Source organism: Martelella limonii, from assembly GCF_013344475.1.
GTDB lineage: Bacteria > Pseudomonadota > Alphaproteobacteria > Rhizobiales > Rhizobiaceae > Martelella > Martelella limonii.
Genome location: NZ_JABUOU010000003.1, coordinates 156,765 through 175,760, shown reverse-complemented (window position 1 = coordinate 175,760; position 18,996 = coordinate 156,765). Strand labels below are relative to the sequence as shown.

The following is an 18,996-nucleotide window of genomic DNA, read 5'->3' as shown; positions in this document are numbered from 1 at the left end:
GGGGGTGGACCCGGTCAGAGAAGAAACCGTCTCGCAATAAGAAAGCGACGGCACTTTGCACATAAAAAAGCGGGCCGTCCGGAGACGGTCCGCTTTTCGGGGAGGGAACCTGGTTTTATCGGCTGCGTGCGAAGTTCACGATAACTGCGACAGCGAAGAACAGCAGGAACAGGAAGAAAAGAATCTGTGCGATGCCTGCTGAAGCGCCCGCTATGCCGCCAAAGCCGAGAGCGGCAGCAATCAGAGCTATCACCAGGAAAACAACGGCATAATAAAGCATGGGTATTCTCCTTGTGTTTGTTGAGAGAATAACGCCTGAGCAAGGGCCAGGTTCCGCACCACGCTAAAAGGGCGGTCTGGAACCGCCCTTTCCAATCAAACGCATGCCGCAGATCAGGCGGCCTGTTCGTGATGCTCCTGGAAGAACAGCGCCTGGCTGATCAGCGCCTTTACCATGTCGGGATTGAACGGCTTGGTGACCAGGAAGGTCGGCTCCGGCCGTTCGCCCGTGAGCAGCCGCTCGGGGAAAGCGGTGATGAAGATCACCGGCAGCGATTCCGCTGCAAGGATATCATTGACCGCATCGATGCCGGAGCTTCCGTCTGCGAGCTGGATATCGGCAAGCACCATGCGCGGGCGTGAAGACTTGAAAAGCTCTACAGCCTCCTTGTGGGTGCGGGCGATGCCGGTCACGCGGTGGCCCAGACTTTCCACCATCTGCTCGATATCCATCGCGATCAGCGGTTCATCCTCGATGATCATGATGTCGGTCGCAACCTGACGTGCGATTTCAGACGAGGCCTCATCAATGAGATCGGAAATGCCATCGCTTTCTACGCCCAGGATCTCTGCAGTTTCCTCGTGGCTGAAATTTTCCAGGGAAATCAGCAGAAAGGCCTGACGGGGCTTTGCCGGAAGAGCCATGAGATTGGCGGCAGCGCGCTTTTCCCATGAAAATGGCGATTCAATCTCTTCTATCTCAATGGTTGTGGAACTGAAAAGCTGGGAGAAGAGTTTATAGAGCGAGACTTTATCATTGCCGTCTTCCGGAAAGAGCGAAACATCCTCGATGAGGGTTTCGAGTACGGCAGCAACATAGGCGTCGCCTGACGTCTGGGAGCCGGTTACGGCACGTGCGTACCGCCTAAGATAGGGTAAATGCGCGGCGATACGGGTAGAAAGCGACATGTCTGGTAGTCTCCTGCCTCGATAGGTCGTAAATTGGGATCACTCTTAAATCATCCCTCAAAAGGCAAAAATGCCTGAAGCGAAAAAAAGTTCCCGTGACCGGAACAATTTATTTCGAACCGCGTTTTTGGTGTGAATGGATTATGTCAAGAGAGGCAAAGACTGGTGAAGAACGATAGCGGTCTTGGAAAGGGTTCGAATATGCCCGGTACGGCGAAGAGCCCGGAAGAGGCGATCAGCAGGCGCCTCAAGGCACTCTATAATGCTGTGGAACAGGAAGAAATACCGGATCGGTTTCTCGATCTCCTCGAGCGTCTGGATGCAGCCGAAGCTGCCTCCGATCGCAAAGCGAGGGGGTAAAAGCCGTGGTCAGGGATGACGATACGACTTTCAAGCGGGACATGTTGAAAACTGTCCCCAGCCTTCGCGCCTTTGCCGTTTCGCTCTGTGGCCATCAGGATCTTGCCGACGATCTCGTGCAGGACACGATCATGAAGGCGTGGGCGAAACAGGACAGTTTCGCCGAAGGCACGAACATCAAGGCGTGGCTGTTCACGATCCTGCGCAATGAGTTCTACAGCCAGATGCGCAAGAGCGGCCGCGAGATCCAGGATTCCGACAACGTCTTCACCGAACGGCTCTCCACCCATCCTGCGCAGTACGGCGCGATGGACCTGAAGGATTTTCGCAAGGCCCTGAACCGTCTTCCCGACGATCAGCGTGAGGCGATCATTCTCGTCGGCGCATCCGGCTTCTCTTATGAAGAAGCGGCGGAGATTTGCCATTGCGCCATCGGCACTATCAAGAGCCGGATCGCGCGTGCGCGCGGCAAGCTGCAGGAATTGCTCGAGATCACCGGCGACACCGAATTCGGTCCCGATGCCAATTCGGCGTCCGTCGTCAGCCGCGCCTTTGTCGGCCGTCCGACCTGAGGCTATAATCCATCACTGCATGATGTAGGGGCCGGCTTTTCAAGCCGGCCCGTTTGCTTGCAAAGCTCCCGTTTTTTTGCCAAGACGAAGTTCATGCCCATCTCTGGGCGTGATCGGGCGGGGACATGTCATTGAGAGTGACGAAGGCGATCTTGCGGGAACTTGCGGCGGCGCTTGCCGTGATCGCCGTGTTCACGCTGGCTTTCGTCTCCCAGCCGGGACATGTGGCGCCTGTTGCAAACGCCACGCTTTCGTTTTCCGAACTCAGCTATTGCGGTGACGGTCACGGCAAGGATAGTCCCGGCAGCCACGGCCCCTGCCATGCCTGCCGGCTGAAGGTTGCCATCGTGCCGGCGCCTCCCGCGCAAGCACTCCCGGCCTTTGCTGGCTTTTATGCCTTCGCGCATGCCGAACAGCCTGCGCTGCCGACCCTCGACATTTCTGTTTCAAGCTACGATGCACGCGCTCCTCCGCGCACGGCCTGATTTCTATCGCACGCCCTCAGGGCGAGAAAATCAGCACTTTCAGCACGGAGACACACGATGTCCGTCAATATTTCGCGCCTGGCGCTCGCCGGCACACTTTCGCTCGTCTCGCTATCGGTTGCGCAGGCCCATGTAACGCTGGAGGCCGGCGAAGCGGCTGCCGGCGGTTCGTACAGGGCGGTAATGCGCGTCCCTCACGGCTGTGATGGCGCAGCCACCACCGCCATTCGCGTTCAGGTGCCGGAAGGCTTCTTTTCCGTAAAGCCGATGCCGCACGCCGGCTGGACGCTTTCGACGGAAACCGGCGCCTACGACAATACCTATATGAACCACGGCAAGCCCGTGAGCGAGGGCGTGAGAGAGGTCAGCTGGACGGACGGCGATCTGCCGGATGCCTATTACGACGAGTTCGTCATGCGCGGCACGCTTGCGCCCGATCTCGAGGCGGGAACGGCGCTTGCCTTTCCGGTGATCCAGACCTGCGCCGATGGCAGCGAGATCCGCTGGACCGGCGAGGGCGACGATCCGGCGCCTGAACTGATGATCACCGCACAGGCTGCGGGCGACGATCACCAGCACGGCCATCAGCACGAACACGCCATGGCCGAACCTGCCGGTGACCTCGAAATCACCGGCGCCTTTGCGCGCGCAACGCTGCCAGGCGCGCCTGTGGGCGGCGGGTTCCTGACCATCGCCAACCACGGCGATGAGGATGACCGGTTGATCGTCGTCAAGACGGATGTCGCCGGTGAGGCACAGCTTCACAATATGCGCATCGAGGGCGAGGTCATGAAGATGTATCAGATGGCGGATGGCATCACGATCCCTGCCGGGGAAACCGTTACCCTTGCGCCGGGCGGCCTCCATATCATGCTGATGAAGCTGAACGGTCCGCTGGTGGAAGGCGACAGCTTCGATCTGGAACTGACGTTCGAGAAGGCAGGCACGCTCACCGTGCCGGTAAAGATCGAGGGCATTGCCGCCAAGGGCACGGACCATGCCGGACATGCCGGTCATGGCGACATGAAGATGAAATAATGCGTCAGGCGTCAGGCGGATCTGACGGTCCGCCTGACGCTGTCCCTGACGTAAGCCGGCATGCGACGCGCTAGAGGCGCTCGCCGGCGAGCAGTTTCGGCAGTTCGCGGGCGGTGCGTCCGGAAGCTTCCTCAATGAAATAGCGCTTCAGCTTCGGCATCCGGTCGACGACGCCAAGGCCGAAATCGCGCGCCACCCGCAACGGTCCGATATCGTTGGAAAACAGGCGGTTGAGGATATCGGTGGTCATTCCCATGCGCACCGTATCGAAACGCCGCCAGCGCTGGTAGCGCTCTAGCGTGTCCAGCGCGCCGATATCAAGCCCGCTGCGATCGGCGTCGACGATGGTTTCGGCAAGCGCCGCGACATCCTTGAAGCCGAGATTGAGACCCTGGCCGGAAATCGGATGGATGCCGTGGGCGGCATCGCCCGCAAGCGCCAGCCGCGGCGCGACAAAGGCGCGTGACAGCGTAAGGCCAAGCGGGAAGGCGCGGCGGCCGCCGGCAAGCGTGAGCTTTCCGAGATGGTGGCCGAAGCGGCGTTCCAGCTCGAATTCGAACACCATGTCATCGCTTTCGACAAGCCGTCTGGCATCATCGGTGCGCTCGGTCCAGACCAGCGAGGACCGGTTGCCGGTCAGCGGCAGGATTGCGAAGGGTCCGGCCGGCAGGAAATGCTCTTCCGCTCGGCCATTATGCGGGCGCTCATGGGCAATCGTGGTGACGATGCCGGATTGACCATAATCGAATTTCACCGTCTTGATGCCGGCCATGTCGCGCAGGCGCGAACGCACGCCGTCGCAGGCGACCACCAGCCTGCTGGTGATCTCGCCGCCACCGGCAAGCGTGATCTTCGCGTGGCCGCCTTCATCCGAAAACGCCGTGACCGCCGCGCCATGGCTGATCTCGATCCCGAGTTCGCCGGCTGCCCTGCGAAGCGCCCGGACCATGGCGACATTGGGGATCATGTAGGCAAAGGGTTCGCTTTCGTCGGCGCGCTCGCCGAAGGTGAGGAACACCGGCTTTACCGGCTCGCCGGCATCCGAATCCGTCACGATCATGTCGTTGATCGGCTGAGCATGCTCCTTGATCTCGTCCCAAAGCTCCAGCGTCTTCAGCATGTTGATCGCCGCTGCGATGATGGCGGAGGCGCGCTCATCCTTTTCCCAGACATGCTCCGGCGCGGCTTCCATGAGCGCAATATCGAGATGGGGCGCGGCCTTCTTGATGGCCACTGCGACCGAGAGCCCGACATAGCCTCCGCCGACGATAACGATATCCTTCATGCTCGGTTCCTTCTTGCGCTTTGCCATGGCTCGCTCCAAATCATCAAAGCTGTTATAGGCGATTGCGTCATCCAGTAGATATATAGGGACCGCGTTGAAATGTCACAGGCCAGCAGAAATCAGGGCGGCAATCACGACGGTAAGGCGCTTGCCGCATTGCTGGATCTCGAAAGGCTTGAGGAAAATCTCTATCGCGGGCAGAGCCCTGCAACAACATGGCAGCGCGTGTTTGGCGGGCAGGTGGTCGCCCAGTCGCTGGTGGCGGCGCAGCGCACCGCGCCCAAGGGGCTGTTCGTTCACTCCCTCCATGGCTATTTCATGCGGCCGGGCGATACCGAGGTGCCGATCATCTTTCTCGTCGACCGCCTCCGTGACGGGCGCAGCTTTGCCACGCGCAGCGTGCGCGCAATCCAGCATGGCCAGCCGATCTTCATCATGACCGCTTCGTTTCAGGTGGAGGAGGGCGGGCATCAGCACCAGGACCCGATGCCGGATGTGCCCCCGCCGGAGGCGCTGGCAACCAGCGACATCATGAACGATGCGGAAAAGGCGCCCGCGCCCATCCGCAATTACTGGATGCGCGAGCGCCCGATCGAAATCCGCCCGGTCGATCTCGAGAACTTTCTCTGGCGCAACAAGCCCTCCGGCGAGCAGTCGATCTGGATCCGTGCCAACGGCCAGTCGCCGCACGGGCGCGAATACCAGACCGCCTTTCTCGCCTACATGTCGGACATGACGCTGCTCGACGCGACGCTCTATCCCCATGGCAGCTCGGTCTTTTCCGACCGGGTGCAGGCGGCGAGCCTCGATCATGCGGTGTGGTTTCATCGCCCGTTCAACATCGACGACTGGCTGCTTTACGTGCAGGAAAGTCCGTCGGCCAGCAACAGCCGGGGCTTTGCCCATGGCCGCATCTTCAGCCGCGACGGAACGCTTGTTGCCTCCGTCGCGCAGGAAGGCCTGATCCGCATTCGCGATCACGCGCGGCCGTTCTACCAGAAGTCCTGAAGGGACTTCACCGGCGCTCGACGCTACCAAGTTCTGGCGCCTGTTCGGCAAGCGCGCGGCAGGCCGCGTTCCAGGCGTCGGCGTCCTCGCCGAGCGCGGTGCGCAGCCATGCCGCAGTCATGCGCAGGGTGGCGGCCAGCCGGTCCGGATCCTCGTCATCCGTTTCCTTCGCATCGTAGCCGGCAATGCCGCCAAGGCCGTGTTTGCCGCCTCTCAGCAGCAGCAGCGCCTCCGCGCCGGGCCCGTGAACGAAGGGGTCGGTGTGCCAGGCATAGCCGCGAACGTTCAGATGGGGGTTTTCGTCGGCATCGCCCGCCACGACCAGCGTCGGCGTGGTCATGTGGGAGAAGTCGGGGTTCAGGGCGCTATAGTTCTCGCGGGCGAACTCGGAAAGGCTGTCGCCGCCAAGGCCGGGCGCTGCCAGGAGAACGCCGGCACGAATGCGCTTGTCTGAAAGGTCGACATCCTGCGCGTCGGGATCGCGGGGATCGCTCAGCCGCGCGCCAAGCAGCATGCCGACGGTCTGCCCGCCCATCGAGTGACCGACGGCTGCAATCCTGTCATGGTCGAGCCGGCCGGAAAGCAGCGGCACCTCCGCCTCGATCGTATCGAGCCCGTCGAGTACGAGCTTCATCTCCAGGACCCGCTCCCGCCAGAACAGCGGCGCGCCCGGAGAATTGGCCGGAAGCCCGCCCACGCGCGAGCTTGCATGGGTCGGCTGGATCACCAGGAAGCCCTGTTCCGCGAGGAAATGCGCCAGCGGGCCATAGCCGTCCTTCGATGCAATGTAGAGCGATGGGCCCATGCCGTGCGAGAGCAGGATGACCGGGCGCTTTCCGCCGTCGGCCGGAGTGGTGATCCGCAGTTCGAGCGGTGTGCTTCGGCCGGGCACGGGCAGGCGCACCGGGCTGATGGAGATTGTCTGGCGTGCAGGATGCAAGGGAAGATGGCGGGCCTTGTCTACAAGATTATTCATGGGTTCTCCTTTGCGCCTCTGGCAAAATGTTTCAGGGGGCGCTATCTGACACGGAACGGCGTTCCGATTATCGTCATATACGGAACGATGTTCCGTTTATCAAGTGTCGTGAGCATTTTCATGGCACCAGTCCATGTGCGGGCGTGCGAAGATGCCGGGTTTCCGCTCCGGCGCGGAGCGTTTGATGGAGTTTATTTCTATGGCCAATCAGGACCGTGCCCTCAGGGCAGACGCGATACGCAGCGAAGAGGCGCTTTTGGAGGCGGCGAAGATTGTATTTTCGACAGACGGCGTCGATGCGCCTGCACGTCAGATTGCGACGGCCGCCGGTGTCGGCGTCGGCACGCTGTATCGCCGGTTCCCGAAGCGCTCCGATCTGGTCGCCGCCGTCTTCCGCCGCGAGGTGGATGCCTGCGTGCTTGAAGCAGAGACCTTGCGTGCGCAATATCCCGCTGACGAGGCCCTGGAGCGCTGGCTTAAACGCTATACAGCCTTCATTGCTACCAAGAAGGGACTTGCCGGGGCCCTCCACTCCGGCGATCCGGCCTTTGCTGACCTTCCCGACTATTTTCGGCTCCGCTTCGAGCCGACTTTGGCAGCGCTGCTTGCGGCTGCGTCCGAACAGGGCGCGGTGCGCGGCGATATTGCCGCCTACGATCTTCTGAGGGCCGTCGGCAATCTGTCGTCTGCCGGTGGAGAGGATGGAAATGCCCATGTTGCGCGCATGGTTGACCTTCTGATCGATGGATTGAGACGGCGCGGCTGATCTTCATTCCGGCATTTGCATAAAAAAAGAGCATTTTCCCAAAAATGCACATGGAATCGCCGCAAAGTTAAGGCGGCGGATGCCGCATGCGCACATCCTTAAAAATAGATGATTGAAATCAGCAGCTTGTCTCTGCAAATCCAAACTGGCACGGAGTTTGTATGTCAAAGAGAGGCCGCTGAAGAATGTTCCTTTGGAAGCGGTAAGGAGAACCGGCTTTTCGAAGCCGTGGGCAACAAAGGATGGGAAACCAGATGAAAATTGTGATGGCCATCATAAAGCCGTTCAAGCTGGATGAGGTGCGTGAGGCCCTCACCGCCGTCGGCATTCAGGGCCTGACCGTGACCGAGGTGAAGGGTTACGGACGGCAGAAGGGGCATACCGAGATCTATCGCGGCACGGAATACGCCGTCAGCTTCCTTCCCAAGCTGAAGATCGAAGTGGCAGTTGCCGCCGACGTGGTTGAAAAAGCCGTCGAGGCGATCGCCTCCTCCGCCAAGACCGGTCAGATCGGTGACGGCAAGATCTTTGTCTATTCCATCGAACAGGCCGTGCGCATCCGCACCGGCGAAACCGATTCCGAAGCGCTGTAAGTCAGCAGGGGGTAATCCGTCTATGTCTTCCAAACTCAAACTTTTTGCAGGCATCACTGCGCTGACGGCTGTGTCGTTGGCCGTGCCGGCATTCGCGCAGGACGCGGCCGTGGAAGTGGTTGAAGAAACTGCCGGCATGTCCGCAGCCGCCACCGAAGTGTTCAACACCCTGCTTTTCCTGGTGATGGGCTTCCTGGTCATGTGGATGGCCGCAGGCTTCGCCATGCTGGAAATGGGTCTGGTGCGCAAGAAGAACGCATCGATGCAGGGTCTCAAGAACGTCGCGATCTATGCGATCGGCGGCCTGATGTTCTGGCTCACCGGCTATAACCTGATGTACACCGGCGTCGATGGTGGCTTCCTTGGCTCCTTCGGCCCCTATGTTTTCCCGGGACCGGGCATGGATGACGGCTCTGCCGGCTATTCGGTCGCTTCCGACTGGTTCTTCCAGATGGTGTTCTGCGCCACGACCGCCTCGATCGTGTCGGGTACCGTTGCCGAGCGCATCAAGCTCTGGCCGTTCCTGTTCTTCACCGTCATCCTGACCGGCATCATCTATCCGATCACCGGTTCCTGGCAGTGGGGCGGCGGCTGGCTGTCCGAAATGGGCTTCTCCGACTTCGCCGGCTCGACGCTGGTTCACTCGGTCGGTGGCTGGGCCGCCCTTTCCGGCGCACTCGTGCTCGGCGCACGCCGCGGCAAGTACGGCGCCGATGGCTCGGTTCATCCGATGCCGGGCTCCAACATCCCGCTCGCCGTTCTCGGTACCTTCATCCTCTGGCTCGGCTGGTTCGGCTTCAACGGCGGTTCGCAGCTTGCGCTGGGCTCGATCGCTGATGCCGGCGACGTTTCCAAGATCTTCGTCAACACCAACATGGCTGCCGTTGCCGGTGCGCTCGTCGTGCTCGTCCTGCTGCAGGTCATCTACAAGAAGGTCGACGTTACCATGGTCCTCAACGGTGCGCTGGCCGGTCTGGTCTCGATCACCGCTGAGCCGCTGACGCCTTCCGTCCCGGCAGCGCTGTTCATCGGCGGTATCGGCGGCGTCATCGTCATTGCCGTTGTTCCGCTGCTCGACAGGCTCAAGATCGACGACGTTGTCGGCGCGATCCCGGTTCACCTTGTCTGCGGTATCTGGGGCACCTTCATCGTTCCGCTCACCAATGACGGCACGAGCTTCGTGACACAGATCATCGGTATCGTCGCGATCGGTGTCTTCACCTTCGTCATCTCGCTGGTGCTCTGGCTGATCCTCAAGGCCGTCGTTGGCATCCGGGTTTCGCCGGAAGACGAAGAGGCCGGTCTCGACAAGTCCGAAGTCGGCGTCGAAGCCTATCCGGAATTCATGTAAGCCAGACAGGGCAAGTCTTTGCCCTGCCTTCCCGATCACAAAGAACCCGCCGGCTTCCCGGCGGGTTTTTTTGTCCGGATACGCACGTTGGTTGTGGACGCAGTTCGAATTCAGAGACGAAATCGCGGTTGACTTGCTAGATTTCCGTTTTTATAGATCGGTTGATTAGAGCGTAGATGAGGTTTTTCAAACGAAAGTCTTCAGTTACATAAGTTGAATACCGGCATCGTCATATTTTTTTCTATTAGTACTTCATTACGGAAGTCGGGATCATCTTGAAAACAACGAGACTAACGGCTTTCGGAATTCCGGAACAAACCAGCGGGCATGGCGTTTTCATTTCATGACGCCTGATAGAGTCCATGTAATGTTTGCGTTCGGGGAGGCCGGCATGCAGAATGCGCGTTCTATGAGAATCCAGAAGAGTGCCGGGCTAAAGGGTGGTGCGCAGCCTGAGTTCGCAAACACAAGAAGACTCGGACTACAAGTGAAGAATATCAGACTGTTTCAATGCTCATGCCACCACCCGCTGCGTTTTGGAGCCAAATCCTGCTCCTACTGTTTCAAGCCGGCCCCATTCTACAATCGGATACCCTTCTGGGTGGTTGTCCTGCTGCTGGTCCTGTTTCTGGGGCTTGAGATCTCTGGCTTCGGAATAAACGAAACGCTGCAAGCCATCGAAGGCGCTTCCAAATAGGACTTCGTCAATCGATTGATCTGCTGACGTTGAGGTCAAGGTGGCGGATAGACGATCTGTCTTTGCCGCCGCTGATCTGCCGGGGCGATGCGTATATTTCGGCTTATGTCTGTTCAGTGGCGGTTTCTGCGGGTGCGCAGGCCAGGCGAATGCCATCGAAACTCGCGCAAGAGGTTCTGAGAGCAGGCCGTGAACCGGCTGAGAGATGCAGCGATCTTTTCACGTCAGTCGCCGGCATTCGTCTCGCCGTTATCCGAAATCACGACGTATCATGAAGCAAGAGCGGGCGTGGGGACCGGAATCGGTTCTCTCCGATCGCAGACGAGCCGGAGGGGTTTCATTCAGGAAAACATCCGGTGAGCCCGATCCAAAAGGCCGGGACACGAAGCGCGAGCCAACGGGCGCGACACGTTCATCGCCGCCGAGTGTTAAATGCACCATAAAAAGCACATTTATACGCGCTATGTGATTGTTTTTATTGCATTCGAGTACGACTGAAGCTTTGGTAAACATCATCCGATTCACCGGATGAAAGCATCTGATTCACCAAATTCGGCCCTTCGCAGCTTTCTGGTCGAGCGATCACCGATTTGGCCACTCGCGGGCAACGCGTTTTAGCTCCGAGATAGGGAAAGCTTTTTCATCCAGATTGTCGATGAGGCGCAACAGGTCCTTTCGCTGATAAAACCACGCGCCCATCCAAACAGGATCAGCAATCGGAAGAATTCCCGAATCCGCCATCAGTTTCTTGACCTCGACGTGTGAGATGCCAAGCAGCCTGCCGATAGCCGCTGCCCTAATGTAGCGCTCTTGGAACCTCTGAAGTTCGATGCGTGAAAAACGGAGCTTGCCTTTCCGTTGCCGATACTCAGCTTGATCAACCTCATGCATCCAGGGGCCACCATGCTCTGGAGAAGCCAGCCGGCGCGGCGTAGAGGGCACAACTCCTAGTATAAGTGCCGCTTCGCTCGCTGAAATCGTATGATCCGGGTCGAGCGTCTCTAATACAGCTTTCACCTCAGATGTATTAAAGCGCAGGTGATCAATTCTATTTATGCCTTTTATGATCTTGGTGTCCTTGAGTTCCCCCTTCAATTGAAATTTCAGGATTTTCTCTGTAGATGACCTTCCGCAAGTTACGCCCGACAGCGAGAGATAACCTTCAACTTCGTCATCAATTTTGCCGCAGCTATTGCATATATTCGCGAGGAATTGCTCCAGTTCCTCCTTCACGTAGCCTCCTGCGCGGATCCCATGCTGTCCCTCTGTTACAGGAATGATCGGACTGATAAGTCCCGAATGCGCCAATCTTTCAGCCTGCGTTTCGCTGCTTCCGAGAATAATTTGGACCTGCCGCAAGCTTACTGCCTCCTGAGTTCTCGCGATCACCTTTTCCGCTGCATCTGCCGGGAATGCCCAGCGGTTGAGAGAGGCACCTTTAGCTGTGGCCGGGAGCATGCCGGCTTTGCGCATCAGCATGGAAATCCTGCTTTTCGATATACCGGTTGCGCTCGCAAGCGAGTTGGCAGAGTGCATCCGCCGGACTGGTAATGTCTCTCCGAGCACGACCTCACCTGCTTCAAGGGCGAAGTTTTCCACAATGGCGGTCCTGAGGATACTTCGCAGTGGCTCCATGCCGTCGACCATGTTTCGCTTCTTCAGCCACCTGAAGAGATAGCCGTATGCTGCTTGAGGACCCGCGCGGCCGCTACTGCATCCGGATAGTCGCTTGAACTCGGTCAGAATGGCGTCGGTTCCTGCCGAATAAGTCTTGAAGCCGACGTCCCCAACCCGTGCCCAATCGGAAGCCCCATACTCCTTGATTGGCGCAGTAGGACCGTCCGCCAAAAGAGATCCGAGCATTTCGGATGCCTTGACAACACCGGAGACAGTCTGAGAGCCTAGCCAATCTTCGCGCTTTTCAGTCGCGGAGAACCGCCTAGAGACGTACTGTTGCAGAAGGCCGGGACTTCTGTCGCCGGGCGTCGCAACGTCGCCGGGCTCAATGTCATTTAGCGCGAGCAGCTGCTCGATATCGAAGAGATCAATGCTGTCTACACGGCGGAACTCAACGAGCTGATTTTGGTGCAGCGCACAGCACACAAAGGGTCTCAGCAGCCATTGCCACCGAAACCTTAAAGAGCCCGGGTTCCAGCCTGCCTGTGCATGGTCGTCAGCCAGACACTCAAGACAAACGGTTACCGACCCACGTCGAACAAAAGGACGGTTGAAGGTTTCCCCGCGCAACGTGAAATTGCCATCAGGTTTTGCGACCAAAGTGTTATACCGAATATGCTCGGCTTCAACGCCGGACAATGCCGATAGGGCTTGTACGAAATCTTCCGTTCCGTCGCGGATATCCTTTACCCCAATATCCCAGTAGCCGCGAAATTGCGACAAACTGGCGCCAGTATGAAACTGGCCGGTCCGCGCAAGATAGCCTTGCGCGAGCTCGTCGTCATAAAAGGGAAGTTGCGGTTCCAACAGGGGGAGCGTCATTTCTTGACCCTCCGCTTCCTGCCCGGCGTTTTGGGAGGACTGCTGCCATCATCGATGTCTCCGGACAACTGCGTTAAATCTGAAACGGAACTGGAAGTCACCGAGCTTGGTTGATAGTCGGTCCTGAAAGGGTTTTCTGAGTTGAAATGCAGGAATTGAAGATCGAAGACCGCTTCGAAGTCGGCAAGTTCCAGCGAGGAAGCCCCTTGTTCGAACGCCTGGATTACCGACGTTGCGATCAGGCGCATGCAACGACCATAGCTGCCTCGACATCCGTCATAAATCCGATCATGAAAATAGACGTCACGGGTAATGCTGCGCGCAAGCTTCAGCTTGGCGTTTTCTGCATATTTGCTTACTGCAAGAGCTATCAGGTCAATGGCCTGTTTCCGCGAAAACGGATCCAGCCGAAAGTCAAGAAGCCGGCCGGCCAGCTCTTCATTTTCCGGCATATCATAAATGAAATCCCGCAGTTTTTCCGTGCCGATGACGATCAGGCATACGCCGCCCCCGTCCTGCAACAGGGTCTTCAGGAACAGATTTACCGGCTCGGACTTGCTTCTCAGAAGGTTGTGGACTTCGTCCAGAACCACAATTCTAACGCCTGCTAGCTTAAGACGATGCATTGCCAGATCATTGGCAGCCGCTCGCGTTATTTTCGGGCTGTTGCCTTCAAACCCGGTGGAGCGGCATATATCCATATACGCGCTTTTGACGGTCGCATCGGTTCTCAAACGGCAATAGGCAATTTGCTTGCTGCTACTTATGACATCAATCGCCTCGCCGAAAAGCCGTTCCAGAACCTGCTGCACCAAGAAGGTTTTGCCTTCTCGTCCGGGGGCAGTGACCGCAATGCCCATTGATTCATTTTGAAAGCGCTTCGGCTCCGGCAAAAGTTTACCGGTTTCGTCCCTTTTTAGAACGAAGCCGAGCCTCTCGTAGAAGCTATTGTCCCAAGGGCTCATCATGTAGCGCTGAAGGATCCAGTCGGCAGTTACGGGCGCTTTGCTGGTGTGAAGTTCAGCCATTGTTTTACTCCATTGTTCCAGATTGCCAGTTGGGCTTGGTGCGCCTTCCTGGTTGTTTCCGCGTCGGCTTCCGTTGCGGCTGATCATCCTCAGGCTCCACCGCACTTTCTTGTGTCGCGGGACGAACGGGTGCTCCATAAAGGCCATGTGACTGATCGCTGCTGATCTCGGTGCTGGGAGTGGCGTAGTACCTGAGGGTCTCCTCTTCCCAGCGGGCGACCTCCTCGGCGGTCAGGGCTTTGCGCGCCACTTTTCGACTGGTGGCGATCTTCTCCTCAAGCATCGCATCGATCCTGCTTTGGGCCCTTTGACGGACCTCGTCGTCCGCAGGATTTCTCTTCAGATATTCATGGCGGCGCAGAAGGTCCCATTCGTAGACAGAGATCCCGCGCGCGCGCCGGTCCATAACTTCGAGCGGCATCCACTCATTCGGCCGGATTTCGACCTGTATCTGGCTGATATCTTCTTCCCACCAGCGGATCCTGAAATCGCGATTGGGCTTCCGCAGGTACTCCTTCATGAAATCCTTCGAGGAATAGTCTGCATGCATGACCCGGATGCCGGTTTGCCGAGCTTTCCGCTTTAGTGTCGTGCCGAAAACATGGGTCATGGTTTTCAGGTCGGGGACAGGGCGGCATCCCATCCCGTGAGCCATTTCATGCCGCCACAAATCGTTCGGCGTTAACCCGTCGCGACCAAAGCCGCTGCTGTTATGGTATATGTCGACCACCCAAATTGTGATTACCTGGATCAGGTCATCCAGGGTCAGAATAGCCTCAGCTTCGGCATCGTAATCGCCGCGCTTGACCGTGTCGGAGAAAGCCTTGCCGGGGATTTTGGCGAGCAGCGTTTCGTGCAGAGTGCGGAATACACGCTCCATCAAACCGCGAATGAAGGCCTTTGCCTTGGGTGCGGTCATGTTTTCGATACGCAATGACGCGCACAACATATCGGTGCTACACGCTACGTAGGCACTTCCGGCATCGTGCAGAATCTTTTCTGGACGAAGCAGGTGATCCCAAGCACCTTCAGCCCCGCAGGCAGCCGCAATCTTCGTCTTGTCCATCAAGGACATCATGATGGTGCGTTTGGCGAGATCGGGATCCGCCGTGGCGCGGATCTGTAGCCCCAGAATGCAGCCCGTATAGGCATCAATCATGATAGACACGACCACACGCAGGGGTTTGCTGCCGTCAATGCCGAGTTCCGCGACCTTTTGCTCGCCTAGCCAATATATGAGGAATGCAAACGGAATAATCGCGAAGACATCCGCCGTGTATTCATCGATCATGGTGATCTGGCCGGCGCGTTCGACCTGCATGCCTAAACCAACTGAAAGGCAATTGCTTAGCAGCCAGTCTGGGCCACGACCTCGAAGCATTGCCTCCAGCGGCGCCATTGATGCAACCCATTTACTGACAGTACCGACCGATGGGGGACGTAACTTCTGCAACGCCTCCCACTCTGCCTCGGAAATATCCTCTCCCTCGGCCTCACGCCGAGATAGAGCATCTTCCTGATCTTGCCTTTCTTGCTTGACGGCGTCTGATATGCCGCTGTGAACCGCCGCAATGGGAATTTGCTCAAGCGTAACCAGCTCATCAATCTTCTGCCTGACGATGCGAGCGACAACAGGATGAAGCTTGCACAGTCTGTTTCCCGACAAATAACGATTGTCAGCAAGGCCGGAAAAGCCCTGGCCACGAAGCTTCTTGTCCCATTCGAGCAATGTCTGGGCGGTTGTCGAGTATTGCGGTGTCTTTCGGCGGCGAAACGGATGGCGCCTGCGGCCGTCGACCTTGGCGTTAAGCTCATCGATACGATGCGGCAACCGCGTCAGAATCTCCGCTTCGATCTTGCGAATTTCGCGTCTGGTCTTCGTGATTATGCCCTTCTCATCGCAGATTTCGCGCATGAGCATCACGCTGGCGTACCGCAGGATTAGATCTTGCGCCGGCCGTTCCGCCAGCGATGCCACAAGCTCAGGCTTGAAACTCTGAGAATGGTCGATAAAGACATGGTCGTCCTCATCGATCTCCAGAGACCCATCGAGGAGCCCGCCATACAGTTCGGAATGCGGCAGGATTTTTTTGCCGATAAACTCGATATCAGGACGCGTTCCGCGTAATGTTTCCGGGACGTTCCGCGCTTCCGGGTCAGGGAGAAATTCAACCAGGTAGCCGGTGTTTGCAGCACGGAGAAATTTGATCTTCCTGTGCCCGAACCGTCCGAGCGTGCCGGACTCAAAGCGAAAGACGGTTCCGTTCTGCGGGTCACTCATCTCCGACACCTCCTGTCACTACAGAGGTATCGAGCGTGATCTTTTCCTTCTTGATTTGCTTGAGTTGCCCCGAGTGAAGGCGCCGAACCAACGCTCGAAACCCACGTGGCCCCCGGTCAATCTCACGGACCAGGTCACGCATAGTGCGGGGCGCCGTCATATTCAGGATGACGTCCAGGGCAATTTCGTCGACCTCAGGCTCATCATCCCGGCAGCCTCGCATGAGATCTGCATTGTGAAGGTCGATCGGATCACGAGCATATTCGGTGACGAGATAGAGTTCATCGATGATGCCCCGTCGCTTGGCCTCGGCACAAACCTGGGAAATCTCATATTCGAAATCCGGACGCACCCGGCGGTACGGCTTGTCCGTAAATCCCAGGCGCCGCCCGTCCCTCTTGATCGCCACATGGTCGAGGAAATGGGAATGCGTCTTCCCTTTCCTGTCTTGCCAGACGATCGGGCCGACCTGCTCGAGCACATCAACCGTATCCGGATCCGCGAGCATGAGCAGTCGTGTGCGATATTCCCCCAGACTGCCGCAGCGGGTAATCCGCCCGGGGTCCGCATCGCTGTCATTGATAACCAGTCCAACCACGAAATGTCCGTGAGATGCGGAGGGGATCGGTTTGCATGCGCGTGATGGTCGCGGTTCATTCCATTCGTATGTCGTTGTCATTTTTCAAGCCAAAGCTTCCCTGCTCGAAGGCGCACTTCGAGTGATAAACGTTGACCGGTGGGCGGAAATCGACTAGAAAGATATCGGAAACAATTGGTCGGCCCAGCCGGCTATTTAGATCGGGCCCGGATATTTGCAGTATCCGGGCTTTTTCTATTCTTCCTACATGGCAGCCCCCATTTCCCAAGGGGAAATACCCTCGTTCGTTGCGGAACGAGCGCCCCAAAGGTCTCGGAAAACACTGCCAATGCGCACGACTGCCTGCGAGAGGCAGATGTACGGGACACGGCTGGTCAATCGTCTATTAGGATAGTTTCGGGACATCGTTACCTATAAAGCTAGCACGACCGCCAAGTTGCCTTGACAGTCTGGAACCCTCGCGTTCTGATTGCACGTATCTAGCGAAAGTTGTGGCGGCTTTTCAGGTGGTGCCCAATAACATAATGATGGTGTCCCCCACTAGGACCAACAATGAAACGTCCTAGCTTCGTGGAGCCGTGCAAGCTCCGTGACGGCAACAATCTTACTAAGTGATTGATTTCGAGTCGAATCATTTTTGAATTTTTCGTGTTAGTTACGACCTGAGTTGAGTTTTCGTGGCCAGCCGGCAGGCAGCAAGTCGCAGGAATGTCCTTAAGATCCTGACCGATCTCCGTTTCAGACGGCACCTTGCAATCGCGCCATCAATGCAGCATCGGTTGGTTTTCAAGCCTGTCCGCTCGTTCAAGCATACGGATGACTGACCTGAGGCTCAGCGCCGGTTTTCTGTCGACAGACTTTTCGATGACTTCGGTGATGATCTCGATCGAATTCTCCGACAGTCCACGCCGCCGCCCTTCCTGTCTGGAGAAGGCGGTGAGAGCCGGTGTGCTGAGCTCAGTCAGGTTGATGGTAACGAGCCGGCTCAACAGCGGTTCCGACACTCCGTCGAGGCTGTTTGCCGTCAGGATCCAGCCAATCCAGCGCATGTCGAAACGGAGTTGATAGAAGGGGCACTCCCATCGTCGCGATGTCTCCGGCTCCAGCAAGGGCAGCAGACTATCAGCAATGCTGTGCCGCTCTCCCCGGGTGGATACGGCCGCAGTTGCCTTCTCAATCTCATCAAGGACAATGATTGGGTTGGCGACCAAGTGCCTTATGATTGTCGCCACCGGCTTTCCTGCATGAGCGGAACTCCAACCACGCTGTACGCCGCCGACTGAAAACGAAGACTGTTCCACGGTGGCATCGATCGTGCGCAGCGGCACATCGAGCGCGGCACTGGTCCGGCGCGCCCAGGTACTTTTGCCGATCCCAGGTGGACCGACCAGCAACATCGGGGGAAGCCGGAAACCAGGTTCACCCCGGCGGACTTGCGTTCGCATTGCGTGCCAGACGTGCTCTGTAGCAGGGGCCATCCAAGGCATTTCCGTATGCAGTGCGGATGCTATCTCGTCGGCCTGTGTTTCGGTTTCGATGCGGCGCAATTCAACACCGCCCGAAAGCGTCTCGATCTGCTTTCGGTCATCGGTCTTGAGATGCGAAAATCCGGAAGCTCTGTGGCGGTTCTGTTCAATTCTGTTGACCCGGCGCCTGATGCGCGCGTGATCCTCACGGGTGACTGTATCAGCGGCTCTCTGCCAGTCCTCCTTTGCCTGTTCTTCCGGCGAGAGCTTTGCCTCCCGGAGTTTTCGAAGGTGCTCTTCGAAACGGCGTGTGACCTCGATGGTGTTGAGGGGCTCGAAGAACCGGGCTTCGACAAAGGGTATGCGGGTCATGGGTACTCAAACTGACGGTGCTAGGCGGGACGAATATTGAGGAGCAGTGATGTGGAGGGCGGATATTCGGGGCCAGGGTGTGGCCGCCTTCAATCAGGAGGCGGAGATAGCACCGATATCGATCGCTTTGAAAGTCCCGATTTGTCCACATAAATAATTGAATACGTTGAATTAATGCGAAAAATGAAACGCCATCTTGTTGGCAGCCAAAGGCCCGGGCGGCGTGCATGTGAAACAGCCCTGCGAGTATCCGAAACGGGTTCGAAATTTCTCATCGCATGGCCAGACGTAAGCCCTGAAAGAGCGGCCATCTGAGGTTTTCACATTTCGTTTGGTTGGCCGACCGACCGGGCGACACCGTCGCCGCGATACTGAGAAGCAACGCGAAAATCAGAATGCCATTCGCATCGTCAGCGGCCGTTTGGAACCCACG

At 57.8% G+C, this 18,996-nt stretch carries 18 protein-coding genes; 8 read left to right on the top strand and 10 right to left on the bottom strand.

What is annotated here, in order from left to right; all coding sequences use genetic code 11:
- Nucleotides 1-115: 115 nt before the first annotated feature.
- Both HPQ62_RS08525 and HPQ62_RS08520 read right to left on the bottom strand, forming a co-directional pair.
- Nucleotides 116-280, bottom strand: coding sequence for a DUF1328 domain-containing protein (locus tag HPQ62_RS08525; RefSeq protein WP_174802119.1), 165 nt, complete (start codon nucleotides 278-280; stop codon nucleotides 116-118).
- A 113-nt stretch (nucleotides 281-393) separates the two neighbouring features.
- Nucleotides 394-1,188 carry a response regulator gene (locus HPQ62_RS08520; RefSeq protein WP_174802118.1) on the bottom strand — a complete coding sequence of 265 codons (795 nt, stop codon included), beginning with the start codon at nucleotides 1,186-1,188 and terminating at the stop codon, nucleotides 394-396.
- Nucleotides 1,189-1,353: 165 nt separating this feature from the next.
- Here HPQ62_RS08520 and HPQ62_RS08515 point away from each other — a divergent pair, with 165 nt between their 5' ends.
- From HPQ62_RS08515 to HPQ62_RS08500, 4 genes are all read left to right on the top strand, one after another.
- Nucleotides 1,354-1,548 (top strand): NepR family anti-sigma factor, encoded by a 195-nt coding sequence (locus tag HPQ62_RS08515; protein ID WP_425312612.1) that lies wholly within the window; start codon nucleotides 1,354-1,356, stop codon nucleotides 1,546-1,548.
- 5 nt (nucleotides 1,549-1,553) lie between these two features.
- Nucleotides 1,554-2,120, top strand: a complete 567-nt coding sequence (locus tag HPQ62_RS08510) for an RNA polymerase sigma factor (RefSeq protein ID WP_342343690.1) — start codon at nucleotides 1,554-1,556, stop codon at nucleotides 2,118-2,120.
- Between the two features lie 131 nt (nucleotides 2,121-2,251).
- Nucleotides 2,252-2,605: a hypothetical protein gene (locus HPQ62_RS08505; RefSeq protein ID WP_174802116.1), complete on the top strand. Its 354-nt coding sequence runs from the start codon at nucleotides 2,252-2,254 to the stop codon at nucleotides 2,603-2,605.
- Between the two features lie 57 nt (nucleotides 2,606-2,662).
- A complete protein-coding gene (locus HPQ62_RS08500; RefSeq protein ID WP_174802115.1) occupies nucleotides 2,663-3,643 on the top strand; it encodes a DUF1775 domain-containing protein in 981 nt (326 codons plus the stop codon).
- A gap of 70 nt (nucleotides 3,644-3,713) precedes the next feature.
- On the opposite strand, the gene HPQ62_RS08495 is transcribed toward HPQ62_RS08500, so the two are convergent.
- The gene (locus HPQ62_RS08495; RefSeq protein ID WP_244629614.1) at nucleotides 3,714-4,928 is read right to left on the bottom strand and encodes a ubiquinone biosynthesis hydroxylase; all 1,215 of its coding nucleotides are present in this window, start codon (nucleotides 4,926-4,928) and stop codon (nucleotides 3,714-3,716) included.
- Nucleotides 4,929-5,027: 99 nt separating this feature from the next.
- Here HPQ62_RS08495 and tesB point away from each other — a divergent pair, with 99 nt between their 5' ends.
- Nucleotides 5,028-5,936, top strand: coding sequence for an acyl-CoA thioesterase II (gene tesB, locus HPQ62_RS08490; RefSeq protein WP_174802113.1), 909 nt, complete (start codon nucleotides 5,028-5,030; stop codon nucleotides 5,934-5,936).
- Between the two features lie 7 nt (nucleotides 5,937-5,943).
- On the opposite strand, the gene HPQ62_RS08485 is transcribed toward tesB, so the two are convergent.
- Nucleotides 5,944-6,912, bottom strand: coding sequence for an alpha/beta hydrolase family protein (locus tag HPQ62_RS08485; RefSeq protein WP_174802112.1), 969 nt, complete (start codon nucleotides 6,910-6,912; stop codon nucleotides 5,944-5,946).
- A gap of 184 nt (nucleotides 6,913-7,096) precedes the next feature.
- Here HPQ62_RS08485 and HPQ62_RS08480 point away from each other — a divergent pair, with 184 nt between their 5' ends.
- The 3 genes from HPQ62_RS08480 to amt all read left to right on the top strand — a co-directional run bounded on the left by HPQ62_RS08480 (nucleotide 7,097) and on the right by amt (nucleotide 9,622).
- Nucleotides 7,097-7,678, top strand: a complete 582-nt coding sequence (locus tag HPQ62_RS08480; RefSeq protein ID WP_174802111.1) for a TetR/AcrR family transcriptional regulator — start codon at nucleotides 7,097-7,099, stop codon at nucleotides 7,676-7,678.
- Between the two features lie 242 nt (nucleotides 7,679-7,920).
- Nucleotides 7,921-8,271, top strand: a complete 351-nt coding sequence (locus tag HPQ62_RS08475) for a P-II family nitrogen regulator (protein ID WP_018064835.1) — start codon at nucleotides 7,921-7,923, stop codon at nucleotides 8,269-8,271.
- Nucleotides 8,272-8,293: 22 nt separating this feature from the next.
- Nucleotides 8,294-9,622 carry an ammonium transporter gene (gene amt / locus HPQ62_RS08470; RefSeq protein WP_174802110.1) on the top strand — a complete coding sequence of 443 codons (1,329 nt, stop codon included), beginning with the start codon at nucleotides 8,294-8,296 and terminating at the stop codon, nucleotides 9,620-9,622.
- Between the two features lie 514 nt (nucleotides 9,623-10,136).
- Here amt and HPQ62_RS08465 read toward each other — a convergent pair.
- From HPQ62_RS08465 to HPQ62_RS08440, 6 genes are all read right to left on the bottom strand, one after another.
- Nucleotides 10,137-10,475: a hypothetical protein gene (locus HPQ62_RS08465; RefSeq protein WP_174802109.1), complete on the bottom strand. Its 339-nt coding sequence runs from the start codon at nucleotides 10,473-10,475 to the stop codon at nucleotides 10,137-10,139.
- Between the two features lie 426 nt (nucleotides 10,476-10,901).
- The gene (locus HPQ62_RS08460; RefSeq protein ID WP_174802108.1) at nucleotides 10,902-12,818 is read right to left on the bottom strand and encodes a TniQ family protein; all 1,917 of its coding nucleotides are present in this window, start codon (nucleotides 12,816-12,818) and stop codon (nucleotides 10,902-10,904) included.
- Nucleotides 12,815-13,846, bottom strand: a complete 1,032-nt coding sequence (locus HPQ62_RS08455) for an ATP-binding protein (RefSeq protein ID WP_174802107.1) — start codon at nucleotides 13,844-13,846, stop codon at nucleotides 12,815-12,817. The genes HPQ62_RS08460 and HPQ62_RS08455 overlap by 4 nt, the downstream gene beginning before the upstream one ends.
- Nucleotides 13,847-13,850: 4 nt before the next feature.
- Nucleotides 13,851-16,127, bottom strand: a complete 2,277-nt coding sequence (locus tag HPQ62_RS08450; protein ID WP_174802106.1) for a hypothetical protein — start codon at nucleotides 16,125-16,127, stop codon at nucleotides 13,851-13,853.
- The gene (locus tag HPQ62_RS08445; RefSeq protein ID WP_174802105.1) at nucleotides 16,120-16,725 is read right to left on the bottom strand and encodes a hypothetical protein; all 606 of its coding nucleotides are present in this window, start codon (nucleotides 16,723-16,725) and stop codon (nucleotides 16,120-16,122) included. Before HPQ62_RS08445 ends, HPQ62_RS08450 begins: the two co-directional genes overlap by 8 nt.
- Before the next feature lie 764 nt (nucleotides 16,726-17,489).
- Nucleotides 17,490-18,563 (bottom strand): AAA family ATPase, encoded by a 1,074-nt coding sequence (locus HPQ62_RS08440; protein ID WP_174802104.1) that lies wholly within the window; start codon nucleotides 18,561-18,563, stop codon nucleotides 17,490-17,492.
- Between the last annotated feature and the right edge of the window lie 433 nt (nucleotides 18,564-18,996).